This is a genomic window from Stenotrophomonas sp. Marseille-Q5258 (assembly GCF_946900935.1).
Taxonomy (GTDB): Bacteria; Pseudomonadota; Gammaproteobacteria; order Xanthomonadales; family Xanthomonadaceae; genus Stenotrophomonas; species Stenotrophomonas nematodicola.
In genome coordinates this window covers 143,754-158,531 of record NZ_CAMPPN010000006.1, presented here as the reverse complement: position 1 = coordinate 158,531, position 14,778 = coordinate 143,754, and the positions used below count along the sequence as shown (strand labels likewise).

The 14,778-nt window shown below is 69.6% G+C and carries 9 protein-coding genes and 1 riboswitch; of the genes, 5 read left to right on the top strand and 4 right to left on the bottom strand.

The genetic code is table 11. The features are described 5' to 3' along the window. Window positions 1-106 precede the first annotated feature (106 nt). Together OC534_RS04880 and OC534_RS04875 are read left to right on the top strand one after the other, a co-directional pair. Window positions 107-4,669, top strand: coding sequence for a YadA-like family protein (locus OC534_RS04880; RefSeq protein WP_262071483.1), 4,563 nt, complete (start codon window positions 107-109; stop codon window positions 4,667-4,669). Between the two features lie 89 nt (window positions 4,670-4,758). Further along, window positions 4,759-5,592 carry an OmpA family protein gene (locus tag OC534_RS04875; RefSeq protein ID WP_017356200.1) on the top strand — a complete coding sequence of 278 codons (834 nt, stop codon included), beginning with the start codon at window positions 4,759-4,761 and terminating at the stop codon, window positions 5,590-5,592. A 176-nt stretch (window positions 5,593-5,768) separates the two neighbouring features. Here OC534_RS04875 and OC534_RS04870 read toward each other — a convergent pair whose 3' ends face one another. Both OC534_RS04870 and OC534_RS04865 read right to left on the bottom strand, forming a co-directional pair. Continuing rightward, complete coding sequence (locus OC534_RS04870; RefSeq protein WP_026070789.1) at window positions 5,769-6,161, bottom strand: OsmC family protein; 393 nt, start codon at window positions 6,159-6,161, stop codon at window positions 5,769-5,771. A gap of 247 nt (window positions 6,162-6,408) precedes the next feature. Beyond that, entirely contained in the window at window positions 6,409-8,193 is a 1,785-nt protein-coding gene (locus OC534_RS04865; protein WP_262071482.1) for an FAD-dependent oxidoreductase, read from the bottom strand. A gap of 189 nt (window positions 8,194-8,382) precedes the next feature. On the opposite strand from OC534_RS04865, the gene OC534_RS04860 reads away from it, so the two are divergent. Genes OC534_RS04860 through OC534_RS04850 form a run of 3 tightly spaced genes read left to right on the top strand, consistent with a single transcriptional unit; the run spans window position 8,383 to window position 11,698 of the window. Beyond that, on the top strand, window positions 8,383-10,905 hold the full coding sequence (locus OC534_RS04860) for a heavy metal translocating P-type ATPase (RefSeq protein WP_262071481.1): 2,523 nt from the start codon (window positions 8,383-8,385) through the stop codon (window positions 10,903-10,905). 23 nt (window positions 10,906-10,928) lie between these two features. Continuing rightward, a complete protein-coding gene (cueR, locus tag OC534_RS04855) occupies window positions 10,929-11,423 on the top strand; it encodes a Cu(I)-responsive transcriptional regulator (protein WP_153164032.1) in 495 nt (164 codons plus the stop codon). Window positions 11,424-11,482: 59 nt separating this feature from the next. After that, the gene (locus OC534_RS04850) at window positions 11,483-11,698 is read left to right on the top strand and encodes a heavy-metal-associated domain-containing protein (RefSeq protein ID WP_017356205.1); all 216 of its coding nucleotides are present in this window, start codon (window positions 11,483-11,485) and stop codon (window positions 11,696-11,698) included. 120 nt (window positions 11,699-11,818) lie between these two features. On the opposite strand, the gene pnuC is transcribed toward OC534_RS04850, so the two are convergent. Together pnuC and OC534_RS04840 are read right to left on the bottom strand one after the other, a co-directional pair. Next, complete coding sequence (gene pnuC, locus OC534_RS04845) at window positions 11,819-12,409, bottom strand: nicotinamide riboside transporter PnuC (RefSeq protein ID WP_262071480.1); 591 nt, start codon at window positions 12,407-12,409, stop codon at window positions 11,819-11,821. Beyond that, a complete protein-coding gene (locus tag OC534_RS04840; RefSeq protein ID WP_153164034.1) occupies window positions 12,406-14,577 on the bottom strand; it encodes a TonB-dependent siderophore receptor in 2,172 nt (723 codons plus the stop codon). The genes pnuC and OC534_RS04840 overlap by 4 nt, the downstream gene beginning before the upstream one ends. Before the next feature lie 70 nt (window positions 14,578-14,647). Next, window positions 14,648-14,744, bottom strand: a riboswitch (TPP riboswitch). Window positions 14,745-14,778: the final 34 nt, after the last annotated feature.

The window sequence follows — 14,778 nt, the reverse complement described above, 5'->3', positions numbered from 1 at the left end:
CGGAATGAAGTGCGCGGCGCTCGACGCGGCGACTGTAATGGGTCCCACGTGCCCAGAGGCATGGACGCCGCAGTCCGCATCGATCGTCAAACGGGGGAATACCGTCATGAATCGCATCTTTCGTCTGGTCTGGAACCATCAACTGAAGGCCTTGGTGGTCGTCTCGGAAATCGCCACCTCGCGTGGCAGTCTGGCGGCGGGCCCGGTCCGCGTGCACCTTCGCGTGCCGCTGTCGGCCCTGTCGATCGGCCTGGCGCTTGCGCTGTGCAGCGGCGGCGCATGGGCCGGCGAAAGCCAGACACTCAACGATCTCCAGGCACTGGCCGCCAAGTACGCGCCACTGCCGGTCAAGATCGACGCCGAGGCCGCGCTGGCAGCCGTCACGCATACCCGCGACACCTCGCCTGCGCTCGGCGCCCAGGCCAATGTGAATCTCGCCCTCGGCACCCGCAACGTCGCCGCACCGGCTGCTGCCAAGGTGGAGCTGTCCCTGCCCAGGCGCATCGCGCTGCCTGGCAGCGGCGACACGCTGGCCGGGTTGGGCGTGGATGTACGCGTTGACACGCCGGTGGCGAAGGCCACGCTTGGCGTCGCGCCGACGGTCCCGGTGCCGCATCAGGGGCTGGGGGTGCAGGTTGATGCCGCCGCGGGCGTGCAGGCGGCAGGCGTAACGGCGGCTCCCCAGGCGCAGGTCGATGTACAGGCCACGGCCGCCGCAGGCCTGGCACCGCGCGCTGGCGCGGCGGCTGTGACGGCGGCGGTCAACAGCGCTGCCACTGTGAAGGCGTCAACGCCGGTGGCCACTGTCGATGCCGACGTCACGGTGGAGGTGGATGCCCTGGCGCAGGCGGACGCCCCCCCTGCGCATGACACGGTGGCCGCCTCGCTGGCCGCCACCGCCGCGGGCGGCGTCAAGGTGGCTGCACTGGGCCACGGGGTGGATGCGGCCGACCGCAATCCCAAGCTCGTGGACGTCTCGGCCGCCGCGCGACAGACCAGCTCGATGACGCTTGCCCCGACCGGCCTGCTCGGCGGGGTGGGCGATCTGCTCAACGGTGTGGGCACCACCGTCGGCGGCGTCCTCGATGGTGTCGGTGGCACCGTGGGTGACCTGCTGGGCGGCGTGGGCAACACGGTCGGCGGGATTCTCCAGCCGGTGGTGGGCACTGTGCTGCCGGCCCCGACCGCGCTCCCGCCGGGCAGCCCGAAGGGACCGGCGCCCGCCGATCCCAATGCCGGCCTGGTCATCGGTACCGGCGGGCTGGTGGGTTCGCTGTCGCAGCTGGTGGGGCCGACCGCGCAGGGCCTGCTCGGTGGCGATGGCTACGTGCGCAACGGCAACCTGGCGGTCAGCAGCGCCAACGTCATGCAGACGTACTCGGTGACCAACGTGCTGGGCATTCCGACGGTCAATCTGACCCCGGTCGGCACGCTGCTCGACGGACTGGGCAACGCCTCCACCGGCGGTGCCTCGCACCTGACGCTGATCGGCGGTGTCACCTCCGACAGCTACATTTTCAATATCAACAACGGCAAGCCCAACGGTCTGCTCGGACTCCTGCTGCCGGACGGCTCGCCGGCGTGGTCCAACACCTGCGTCAACCTGCTGGTGGCGACCGTGGACTGCTGGGCGGTCAACGCGGCGCAGGACTACCAGGTGCTGGTGGGTGATGGCGCCTACGCCAACGGCTCCAAGGAAGTGGTGATCGGCGCCAACGCGCGACATGAGCTGCCGCGCCAGGACGCCAATATTGCTTTCCCGGGGAACGGGGTGAACGACCCGACCGATCCGACCGGCGTACCCACGGCGGACTACGCCGCCCGCATGGGCCATTCGGTGGTGGTGGGCGACAGTGCCCGCGGCACGGCCAACGGCCAGACCATCCTGGGCGCGGAAGCCACCTCCAGCCAGGCCAACAGTGTGGCGCTGGGCTATCGCTCGGCCGCCAACCGTGGCGCGCAGGCCAGTTACAGCGCCTACGGGCTGACCACTGCGCAGGTCTCGGCCGGTGAAGTGTCGGTGGGCTTTGCCGGTGGCGAACGGCAGATCACCAACGTGGCCGCCGGCAGCGCGGCCAACGATGCGGTCAACGTGGCCCAGCTGCAGGGCGCGATCTCGCAGATCGATGCGGTCAGTGCGTTTGCGGTCACCTACGACGACGACGGCGCCGGCAATGCCAACTATCGCCGGATCACGCTGGGCGAGGGTACCGGCACCACCACGCTCGGCAACCTGGCCAATGGTGCGGTGGCGGCGGGCAGCACCGAAGCGGTCACGGGCGACCAGCTGTTCGGCACCAACACGGCGATCGTGGACTACTTCGGCGGCCTCACCGCCTATGATCCGGCGACCGGTGCATGGACGGCGCCGAGTTTCCAGATCAGCACCATTTCCAGCACCGGGGCGGTCGCGCAGGGCGTGTATGACAACGCCACCGACGCATTCTCGGCGGTGGACGGTTCGCTGGTGAATCTCAATACGCAGATCACCGATATCCGCAACGGCGCAGGCAGCCGCTACCTGAAGGTCAATTCCACCGGCATCGACGCCAGCGCCGCCGGTCTGGACAGCATCGCGGTGGGCACGGGCGCCACGGCAACGGCGGCCAACGCGATCGCAGTGGGCGCAGGGGCGGTGGCCGACCGCAGCGGTACGGTCTCGGTGGGTGCGGTGGGCAGCGAGCGTCAGGTGGTGAATGTCGCGGCCGGCACGCAGGCCACCGATGCGGTGAACCTGGGGCAGCTGCAGGCGTCCGAGCAGGGGGCCCTGCGCTATGACGAGAATCCGGACGGCAGCCTCAACTTCGCCAGCGCCACGCTCGGCAACGGGACCGGGCCGACCACGCTGCGCAACATCGGCGCCGGTGTGGTGGGTGCCCTCAGCACCGAAGCGATCAATGGCGCCCAGCTGTTCGCGGCCAACCAGGCCGTGGCCACCCACCTGGGCGGCGGTGCCGCGGTGGATGCCAGCGGGGTGCTCACCGCGCCGAGCTATACGATCAACCAGGTCGCCACCAACGGGCAGGTCACCCCGGGCACGTACGACAACGTCGGCAGTGCATTCGATGCGGTCAGCCAGTCGCTGGCCAACGTGGCCGACCAGACCGACACCATCGACAAGCTGGCGGTCAAGTACGACGTGGATGCCTCGGGCAATGCCACCAACCAGATCACCCTGACCGGTGACGGCACCGGTGCGGCGGTGGGCCTGGACAACCTCGCCGACGGCAGCGTGCTGGCCGGCAGCCGCGCGGCGGTGACCGGCAACCAGCTGTTCCAGACCAACAACGCGCTGGTCGGCTACTTCGGCGGCACCACGAGCTTTGACGGCAACACGGGCATCTGGACTGCGCCGACCTTCCGCATCTCCACGATTTCCACCGACGGCAGCGTGGTCGGCAACGATTACAGCAACGTCACAACGGCCTTCGCAGCGGTGGATGCGTCGCTGACCACGCTCAACACGCGCATCGACCAGATCCAGCCGGGTGCCGGCAGCCCGTATGTGCAGGTCAACTCGCTCAAGCGGGGCGCCGCCGCCAGCGGCGCCAACAGCGTGGCGATCGGACCGCTGGCCAGCGCCGGCGGTGCGGGCAGCGTGGCCGTGGGCGATGGCGCCAGCGCTTCGGCAGACAACAGCATCGCTCTGGGCAGCGGCTCGGTGGCAAGCGTGGGGGCGCAGAGCGGCTATACCGGCGCCTACGGTGCCGCCGGCGCCAGCAGCTCGGTGGGTGAAGTGGCGGTGGGCAGCAGCGGCGCGGAGCGCAAGGTCACCCACGTGGCCGATGGCTCCGAGCGCTATGACGCGGTCAATGTCGGCCAGCTGCAGAACGGCGTGAACTACGCCATCGACCAGTCCAAGGCCTACACCGACACGCAGATCACCAACATCAACAATGGCACGTCGGGCATGTTCCAGGTCAACAACACCCAAGGGCTGGCACAGCCGTCGGCCACCGGCGCCAATGCCGCCGCCGGCGGTGCCGGGGCCACGGCAGCAGGCAGCAGCGCTACCGCACTGGGCAACGGGGCCAGCGCGCAGGCGGACAACTCGGTGGCGCTGGGCGCAGGCTCGGTGGCCAACCGGGCCAATACCGTGTCGGTGGGCAGCGTGGGTGCGGAACGGCAGATTGCCAACGTCGCCGATGGCAGCCAGGCCACCGACGCGGTCAACGTGCGCCAGCTGCAGGCCTCGCAGCAGGGCACGCTGCGCTACGACACCAACGTCAACGGCACCACCAACCTCAACAGCGTGACCCTGGGCAGCACCGCTACCGGCCCGACCACCGTGCGCAACGTCGCCGCCGGCACTGCCGGTACCGATGCGGTCAATGTGGACCAGCTGCGCTCGGGGCTGAGCCAGACGCTCGACTGGTCCAAGGCGTATACCGATCAGCGCATGGATTCGTTCGACCGCAACCTGCAGAAGACCGACAACCGTGCCTCGGCCGGTGTCGCCTCGGCGATGGCGGTGGCGGCGCTGCCGCAGCCCTACGAGGCCGGTCGCAGCATGGCTTCGCTGGCCGCCGGCAGCTTCAACGGCGAATCCGGGGTGGCGGTGGGCATCTCGGGCGTCTCCGAAGGCGGCCGCTGGATCTACAAGTTCAGCGGGTCGACCAACAGTCGCGGCGACGGCGGTGTCGCCGTGGGCGCCGGCATCCAGTGGTGATCGCCGTGGGCGCCGGCACCCGCCGGCGCTCCAGCGGCTGGCTACCTGCACCTATCCAGGGGGATCGCATGTCCACATCATCCACATCCATGTCACCGCTGCTGCGCTCGCTGTCGCTGGGGCTGGCGGTCCTGCTGTTCAGTGCCTGCGCCAGCCACGGGCGCAAGGCCGACGGTCCGGGCATGCAGGAGGCCGGTAGCGCAGCGCCCGATGCCCCCGCGTTCCCGGACCCGCGAAAGGCCACGTTGAAGGAAGGGCTGTTCGTGGACATCGACAGCCTGCGCCTGTTCGCGCGCGGCATGAGCAAGCGTCAGCTCTACAGCCTGCTCGGCACGCCGCATTTCGGCGAGGGCATGTGGGGGGTGCGCGAATGGAATTACCTGTTCAATTTCCGCAGCACGCCCGGCGGTGACTACTTCACCTGCCAGTTCATGGTCACCTTCGACAACAAGGGCATCGCCCAGGACAGCCACTGGAAACCGGCTGCCTGCGCGACGGTCCTGCAGCCGCCGGCCCCGCCGCCGCCGCCGGCCCCGGTCGTGATGCCCGCCGAGCCACTGCGGTTGTCGGCCGATGCGCTGTTCGCTTTCGACAGCGCGGTGCTCACCGCCGAAGGGCGCCGCAGCATCGAGGGCCTGCTGGCGCAGGTGCGCAGCGCCAGCCAGGTGCAGACCATCCAGGTGCTGGGATACACCGACCGCATCGGCACCGATGCCTACAACCTTGATCTCTCGCAGCGCCGGGCGCAGGCCGTCCGCGATGCACTGGTGCAGGGGGGCGTGCCGGCGGCGGCGATCATCGCCGAAGGCCGTGGCAAGGCCAACCCGCTGGTGCAATGCGATTCGGCAGGACGCAAGGCCCTGATCGCCTGCCTGGCGCCGAACCGCCGTGTGGAACTGTCGGGGATGGCCACACCGCGCTGATCGCGCTGGCCCAGCGCAGAGACACGTTCCGGTCCCCTTCCTTCCGCGTACCGGCCTGCCTGTGCACGCCGTGCGCACCCCCTTGTCCCGGCCCGCCGCTTTCACAGCGAGATGTCTCCCCCGTCATCGATCTGGGAGCGGCGTGCCGGGCCATTCTTCTCCGCCAAGCCGCGGCGTCAGACGCCGCGTTCGCTGGTGATGGTGGCGCCTTCGCGCATCACTTTCGTGACCGGCGTCTTTTCGACCACCTCCAGCAGCCGCGCCCATTGCGCATCGGTGAGCGGCGCGCTGGCGTGCAGTACCCGGTGCACCACCAGCCGGTCGGCGGCGTCGCGACGCGAGCTCAGTTCGGCACGGAACTCGCCCAGCTCCCAGCCCTTCTTCTCGGCATACATGCGCAGGGTGATCGCGGTGCAGGCCGACAGCGCGGCCAGATACAGGTCGAACGGGGCAAAGCCGGCGCCCTGGCCGCCCAGACTGGCGGGTTCGTCGGCAACCAGTGCATGCGCTCCGCTGTGGATCTGGTGACGGTAGTTGGGGCCGTCTGAAACGATCTGGACCTGGGCCATGATGCGCGACACCTTCCGGTTGGGATGAGGTGCCGAGCATGGCACGTGCCGTTGCGGGGCAGGCCGGCGTATCTGGAATGCACCGGTGCAGGACTGCTCATTGGAGACCGGCAATGCCCACCTTCAGCGCGGCAGCGGCGGCATCGCACAAAACCCGGGGGCACACTGCAGCGGCGGACGGGAGCGTTGCGAACAAGCGGGCGGCCGGGAACGCTGCAGCGAACGGACCCACCGCGTCCCGCACACGCTACCCCTGCGGGATGAAGCCATCCGGGCTCCAGTCCTCGCTGCCCACACCGTGATGGATCACGAACAGGCCTTCCGGGTCGTAGCGGCGCTTGGCGGCCAGCAACCGTGGGTAGTGCGGCCCCCAGAACGCCTGCTGCCACTGCGGCTGGAAGTAGTCGCACTCGGAGACATAGGTGGCCGGGTCGGGCGCCACGTCGCGCAGGGCGGCGTAGGCACGGCCCACCCGCACGGCGCCCGAGCGCGCGCGGTCTTCGTCCACCTGGCCGCCGCAACCGGGATACACCGGCCCGCCCGCATTGCCGATCAGCGCCAGGGCGAAGGCATCCAGAACGCCCGGATGGGTGGCGGTATCGCGCGCGGCGGCCAGCGCCCCGGCGGGCGCGCCGAACAGCCCCTTGTTGCAGTGCAGTTCCACGTCCATGTGCGCGGCAGCGGCACAGATCGCGGTGGCCGCTGCCGTACGCCGGGCGTCTGACAGCAGGTCCGAGGGCAGCCAGACCGAGGCGTAGCCGTGCAGGAACCAGCCTACCTGGCCCTGGTCGCCCTTCCACAGCATGTGCTGTGCCGGCGAGTCGGCGCGGGTGTCCTCTGCGATGAACTGCGGGGCGTGCGCGCGGAAGAACGCCGCGTCCCACATGTGGCGGGCCGGCAGTGACAGCGCCTGCAGGGGCTCGACGATGCGATAGGCCGGACGCGCCTGGAGCCACGCCAGGAACGGCGCCCAGACCGCCTCCGCATCGTCCTTGGCCAGCCCCTGGACCACCATCGAGACGCGCAGCGTGCGTTCGCCGCGGAACGCGATCTGCTCGCCCCAGTGCGGATTGCACAGGGCGTCGCGGTAGAAGCGCAGCATCTCCACGACCAGGTCGTGCCAGGCGCCATCGCTGTCGGCCCGTACCGCCAGCGAAACGCCCCCGAAGGTGTCCGGCAGCGCGTGGGTGCGGAGGGTCAGGCGGGTGACGACGCCGAAGCTCGCGCCGCAGCCCCCCTTCAGTGCCCAGAACAGCTCGGCGTCATTGTCGGCGTTGACCACCCGCACACGGCCGTCGGCGGTCACCACCTCAGCCTCCAGCAGGTGCGAGGCCGCGCTGCCGTACGCCTTGGAGAAACTGCCGAAGCCACCGCCGGTAACCAGACCGGCCACGCCCACCGAGGTGCAGCCACCGCCCTGCACGTAGCGACCGCGCCGGGTGGTGACCGCATCGTAGGCATCGATCCACATCGCGCCGGCGCCCAGGCTCACGGCAGGCTCGGCGGCAGTTCCCGCCCGCGCGTTGTGCGGGATGAACGCGTCGTGCACCTCCACCTGGTTCATCGCCCGGGTCCACACCAGCAGCGAATCGGGGGCGCAGGAGGTACCGTGGTAACTGTGTCCGCCGCCTTTGATCGCCAACCGGAGCCGGTGCCGGCGGGCGAAATTGACCGCTGCGGCAACATCTTCGCTGCTGGTCGCGGCTATCGCCCGGGCACTGGGCACCGAACGCCAGGCGCCGTAGTAGCCGCTGGTCTGGGTCAGTGCCGGCTGGTCGCCGATGTAGAACGGGTTGTGGATCTGGGCCAGGGCCTCGGCGCGCGCGGTTGCGTCCCCAAGGAAGGGCGACTGCGGAAGGGAGAGACGACCGCCGACGGCCCGTGACAGTCGCGCCCACTCGGCATCGCACGGCCAGCCCGCGCTGCCCGGACGCACCCTCGGCAGGCGGGGTGGAAGGGGGGCGGTGGTCTTGGACAACAGGGGGAGCAGCGGCAGTACCAGTCCGGCCTTCAGGCAGTCGCGTCGTTTCATGGCGGTGTGTCCTCGGCCTCCGGGCCATCTGTTCAGGGGCCAGTGTCCGCCCGGCGAGGCCCGCCGTCATTGGGCCGGGGCCGAATGCAGGCCCCTGTGGGACGAATGGCGGCCGGGCAGGGACGGGCTTGACCTTCCCATGATGGGAATCTTTACCCTTGATCTCCCGAATCCCGTTCCGAGGCCGCCATGTCGCCCAGCGCCACTCCTGCTCCCCCTGTCGACCCGTCCGCGAGCGTGCGCATCAGCGTGCCCGTCGACGGCATGACCTGTGCGTCCTGCGTTGGCCGGGTCGAGCGCGCGCTGGCCGCGGTCGCGGGCGTCCGTCAGGCGTCGGTCAACCTGGCCACCGAACGCGCGGACATCACCTTTGAGGGTGTGCCCGATGCACCGGCGGTTGCGGCGGCGATCGAGCATGCCGGCTACAAGGTGCGCGCCGCCACCACTGAACTGGTGATCCAGGCGATGACCTGCGCGTCGTGCGTGGGTCGCGTCGAGCGTGCGCTGACGGCGGTGCCCGGAGTGCTGGAGGCAAGCGTCAACCTCGCCACCGAGCGTGCGCGGGTGCGCCACCTGGACGGCGCGGTGGCCCTTGCCGACCTGATCGCGGCAGTCGAGCGGGCGGGCTATGTCGCCCAGGCGGTGTCGGCCGGCACCACGCAGTCGGCCGACGAGGACGCCGAACGCCGCGAAGCGGAGGACCGCTCGCTGCGGCGTGCGCTGACAGTGGCAGCGGCATTGACCCTGCCGGTGTTCGTGCTGGAGATGGGCGCCCATCTGATTCCAGCGCTGCACCACTGGGTGCAGCACACCCTGGGCGGACAGACCAACGCGTATGTGCAGTTCGTGCTGACCACGCTGGTGCTGTTCGGGCCGGGCCTGCGCTTCTTCCGCAAGGGCATCCCGGCACTGCTGCGGGGCGCGCCGGACATGAATTCGCTGGTGTCGGTCGGTACGGCGGCCGCGTATGGCTATTCCCTGGTGGCGACATTCGCACCGCAGGTGCTGCCGGCCGGCACCGCGAACATCTATTACGAGGCCGCGGCCGTGATTGTCACGCTGATCCTGCTCGGTCGCGTACTGGAAGCACGCGCGAAAGGGCGTACCTCGCAGGCGATCAAGCGCCTGGTCGGGCTGCAGGCCCGGACCGCACGGGTGGAACGCGATGGCCAGGTGCAGGAGATCGCGCTCGACCAGGTGGTGACCGGCGATGTCGTGCTTGTCCGGCCGGGCGAGAAGGTGCCGGTGGACGGTACGGTGGTCGACGGCAGCTCCTACGTGGATGAGAGCATGATCACCGGCGAACCGGTTCCGGTGGCCAAGCAGGCCGGGGCGAGCGTGGTTGGCGGCACGATCAACACCACCGGTGCGTTCCGCTTCGAGGTCACCCAGGTGGGCGCGGACACCGTGCTGGCGCAGATCATCCGCCTGGTCGAGCAGGCGCAGGGCAGCAAGCTGCCGATCCAGGCGCTGGTGGACAAGGTGACGTTGTGGTTCGTGCCGGCGGTGATGGCCGCCGCCGTGGTGACGTTCGTGGTGTGGCTGCTGTTCGGGCCCGCACCGGCGCTGAGTTTCGCGCTGGTCAACGCGGTGGCGTTGCTGATCATCGCCTGCCCCTGCGCGATGGGGCTGGCCACGCCGACCTCGATCATGGTCGGCACCGGCCGCGCGGCCGAGCTGGGCGTGCTGTTCCGCAAGGGCGAGGCGCTGCAGGCCCTGCGCGATGTGGGCGTGGTCGCGTTGGACAAAACCGGTACGCTGACCAAGGGGCGTCCGGAACTGACCGATCTGGAGATCGCCGACGGCTTCGCCTCCGACGAGGTGCTGGCCCTGGTGGCAGCGGTGGAGACGCAGTCCGAGCATCCGATCGGCGCGGCGATCGTGGCCGCCGCACGGCAGCGCAATCTGGCGCTGGCCGCGGTCGGGAACTTCGATGCGGTGCCGGGCTTTGGTGTCTCGGCCACGGTGGCCGGCCGCAGCGTCGCGGTGGGCGCGGACCGCTACATGACCCGGCTGGGACTGGATGTCACGGCGTTCGTCGCCACCGCCGGGCGCCTGGGCGCGCAGGGCCGCAGTCCGCTGTACGCGGCCATCGACGGCCGCCTCGCGGCGGTGATCGCGGTTGCCGATCCGATCCGTGAGACCACGCCCGAGGCGATCCGCGCGCTGCATGCGATCGGACTCAAGGTCGAGATGATCACCGGTGACAATGCCGCAACCGCTGCCGCCATCGCCGGCCAGCTCGGCATCGACGACGTGGTGGCCGAGGTGCTGCCCGACGGCAAAGTCGCCGCGCTGCAGCAGCTGCGTGCCACCGGCATGCGCGTTGCGTTCGTGGGCGACGGCATCAACGACGCCCCGGCGCTGGCCGCGGCCGATGTCGGGCTGGCGATCGGGTCGGGTACCGACGTGGCGATCGAGGCGGCCGACGTGGTGCTGATCTCCGGCGACCTGCGCGGCGTGGCCAATGCCATCGCGATCAGCAAGGCGACCATCCGCAACATCAAACAGAACCTGTTCTGGGCGTTCGCCTACAACGCGCTGTTGATTCCGGTGGCCGCCGGTGCGCTGTATCCGATCAGTGGCACCTTGCTCTCGCCGATCTTCGCGGCGGCCGCGATGGCGCTGTCCAGCGTGTTCGTGCTGGGCAACGCGTTGCGTCTCAAGCGCTTCCAGGCGCCCCATGTACCGGCGCGAGCCGGTACCCTCTGAACGGTCCACGAGAGGGTGAAGCCATGAACATCGGTGAAGCGGCGCAGTTTTCCGGCGTCTCGGCGAAGATGATCCGCTATTACGAACAGATCGGCCTGATTCCGAAGGCGCTGCGCTCGGAGGCCGGCTATCGCCACTACAGTCCCCAGGACGCGCACAGCCTGCGCTTCATCCGGCGTGCGCGCGACCTCGGCTTCTCGGTGGAACAGATCGCCGACCTGCTGGTGCTGTGGCGCGACCGCACCCGCGCCAGCGCCGATGTAAAGGCGATGGCACTCTCGCATGTGGCCGGATTGAAGGCGCGGATTGACGAACTGCAGGCGATGGTCGGCACTCTCGAACACCTCGCCGAGCACTGCCACGGCAATGACCGGCCCGATTGCCCGATCATCGCCGACCTGGCCGAACCGGCCGTCGACGCGGTGGCGCAGACGCCGCCGGCGGCGCGCAGAGCGCCGTTGTTCGGCGTCGATGCGCCGGTGCCGTCACGCCGCACCGGCACACGGAAAAACCGTTGACATTGCCATGCTGTCAGGCCGGAGAGTGATCGGACACCTTCACTCAACAGGTAGACACGATGTTCCAGTTCCACATTCCCAACATGACCTGCGGCGGCTGCGCCCATTCCGTGACCCGCGCGCTGCTCGATGCCGATCCTCGGGCCCGCATCGAAACCGATCCGTCCGCGCGCTCGGTGGAGGTCCAGTCGGAACGCGATGAAAGCGTCCTGCTGGCCGCCCTGCTCGCGGCAGGGTACCCGCACACCGCGCGGCCCGATGCCGCGCGCAGCTGACCGGGGGACCGCAATGCATGCCCGGCATCACCTCCTGGTGATCCTGCCCTCGCTCGCGGCGGAGGCGTCCCTGTGGGGACGCCTGGCCGGGCCGGCCGGCACGGCGCCGCCGGCCCCTGCTCAGCGGTGTCGCGCTGCCAGGGGCGCCGGCGGAACAGCGGCGGCGGACCAGGCCCGCAGGCCCATCACCGCAAGGCCGACGAAGACCAAGTAGAGCACGGCGGTCACGTGCAGCGACTTGACCAGGTACATGCCCACGTACACGACATCGACCAGGATCCACAGCCACCACGCCGCCACGTGCCGGCGCGCCTGCCACCACTGGGCCACCAGGCTCAGTGCGGCCAGCAGCGCATCCAGCCAGGGCAGGGCGGCATCGGTGAAGGTGTGCATTGCCGAACCCAGCGCGATGCCGGACACCACGCCGATGCCCAGGTCGCGCCACGCATGGCGAGCCGACAGCGGCGCAATGACGATCGCACCGTCTTCCACCGCATGCCGGCGCCAGCTGAGCCAGCCGTAGACCAGGAACGCGCCGAAGGCCACCTGCAGCAGCGTGTCCGAGTACAGGCGGGCCTCGATGAAGACCAGCGCATACAGGGCCACCGACAGCAGGCCGACCGGCCAGGCGATCATCCAGCGGCGCCCCATCATGGCGACGCCCGCCATGCTGACGATCGCCGCCGTCCACTCGAGCACGGCGGCGTTCACAGCCCGAACGTCACCGACAGGCGCGCCTGGCGCGGTGCGCCGGCGAACAGGTAGTAGTCGCCGGCGCTGCTGCCGGTATCGCGCCAATAGAAGCGATCGGTGACGTTGTCGACCGTGAGGTTCCAGGTCACCGGCCGCTCGCGCAGCAGATGACGATAGCGCACGCCCACGTCGAACACGTGGTAGGCCGGTGCACGCACCGCTCCGTCGACCGTGGCCACGTTCGCGCCTGCATAGCGCCAGCCGCCGGTCACGCCCAGACCCGGCACGGACGGCACCTGGTAATCGGCATGCACCGTGGCGCGCACCTTGGGCACGTTGACCAGCTGATGGCCTTCGTGGGCCGCAGTGCCGGTATCGTGCGCGCGCGCCTGCAGCACACTGGCACTGGCGTTCAGTTCAAGCCGCTCGGTCAGGTGGCCCTGTGCGGTGAGTTCCAGTCCGGTGTGGACCTGCTGTCCTGCCTGGACGAACGTGAAGCCGGCGTCGCTCCGGTCCGGCATGGCGTACTGGTAGGGCTGGGTAGTGCGGAACAGGGCCGCGCCGAGGGTCAGCGCATCGGCGGAGGCAAATTTGACGCCCACCTCGACCTGGCGCGACAGCATCGGTGCAAGGAAGGTGCCGTCATTGCTGGTCCAGAAGGGGGCTTCCTGGCCCAGCGCGATGCCACGGACGTAGCTGGCGTACGCACTGACCTCGTCGGTGGCCTTCCACACCAGCGCGGTCTGCGGCAGGAAGCGCGACAGCCGGCTGTGGCGTTCGGGGACGCCGGCCTTGCTGTAGGCGCGCTCGTTGAGACGTACGAAGCGGCCACCCGCCAGCCATTCCCAGTCGTCGCCAAGGCGCATCCGGTCCAGCGCGAACACCGCATTCTGCCGGCTGTCCAGGCGGCGCGCCGAGGCGCCCGGCTGCCGGGGCGACGGCGCGAACTGCGGCACCTGCGCGTCGTTGATGTTGGCCGTGCCCACGTATTCGTTGACGTTGCGGCGTTTGTCCACCGTGCGCCGGAAGGTCTCCGCGCCGAAGGTCAGTGCGTGCTCGACGCGGCCGCTCCGCAGGGTGCCGCGCAGCTCGGCGCGTGCGGCCTGGTTGCGACGGGTGTCGTCCGGGCTGCGGTAGTCGTAGATGTCGTAGGCGCCATCCGGACCAAAGTAGTTGCCCGGCACGCTGCCATCGGCGCAGGACGCGGCGTAGTAGCAGCCGTAGGCGAAGGCGACGTTGTCGTCGATGACCGTGCGGCTGTGGCTGACCGAGACGCGCGACTGCCAGTCCGGGCTGAAGTCATAGGTGTGCAGCGCGGTGATGTTGGTGCTGTCGATGCCCACCGGCTGCTGCCAGGCCTGGTGGCCCAGCATGTGCGACCGGTCCACGCCGCGCGGCAGCACCGTGGCGCCAAGCAGCTGGTAGCCGGAGGCCGAACGCTGCGCGCTGGTCTGGTAGTTGGCGTCCACCTCGAGCTTGCCGCGCTCGCCGATCAGCCAGTCGGCCGCCACCGAATAGAAAATGCGGCGACCGTCGGCATGGTCGATGTAGGAGGCGGTGTCCTCCCAGGCGGCGTTGACCCGCACGCCGAAACGCGGCGTCAGCCACTGGCCCACGTCCACAGCGGCATAGCGCGAGCCTTCGGCATCGGTGCCGAGGGTTGCCGTGCGCACGTCTGCGGCACGCTTGCCGACGTAGTTGATGATGCCGCCGGGCGACATCACGCCGGCGGCGAGGCCGGCTTCGCCCTTGAGTATCTCCACCGTCTGCACGTTCTCCAGCGCCAGCCGCTGCTCGCCGGCAATGGGCAGGCCGTTGAACCGGTACCCGGTGGCGGTATCCAGCGCGAAACCGCGGATGGCGATGTTCTGGTAGTAGCCGACCGGGGCATAGCTGTCGCCCAGCGACGCGTCCTGGGTCCCGATCTCGGACAGGGTGCGCAGGTGGCGGCGTTCGATCTGCGTCCGATCCAGCCGCGTCACCGAGGCCGGGGTGCTCTTCCAGTCGCCGGCGCCGAAACTGGTGGACTGCGCGGTATCGGCGGCCGGCTGGCGGGCCTGCACGCGCACCGCAGCCAGCTCGGTCGGCGAGCGGTCGGCGGAATCCGGGGCAGGTTCGGCCGCGTACAGCGGCAGGGCGGCGCACAATGCGACGGTGAGCAACGCAGGGGAATAGCAGCGGTTCATTCGATTCGTCATCAGCCAGCAAAAGGAGACGAAGCGACGGCGCGCGCGCATCGACCGTCAACGGTCCCTGCGCCCACTGCTCAAAGCTCCCTACGCCGGTGCAAACCGGATCAGGTTCCAAGGGACTCTCTCAGCCTGGTTTTTGCCAGGCACCCCCGCTTCAGCGGCTATTTCACACCAATTGGCGCGCGTTTGCGAGCA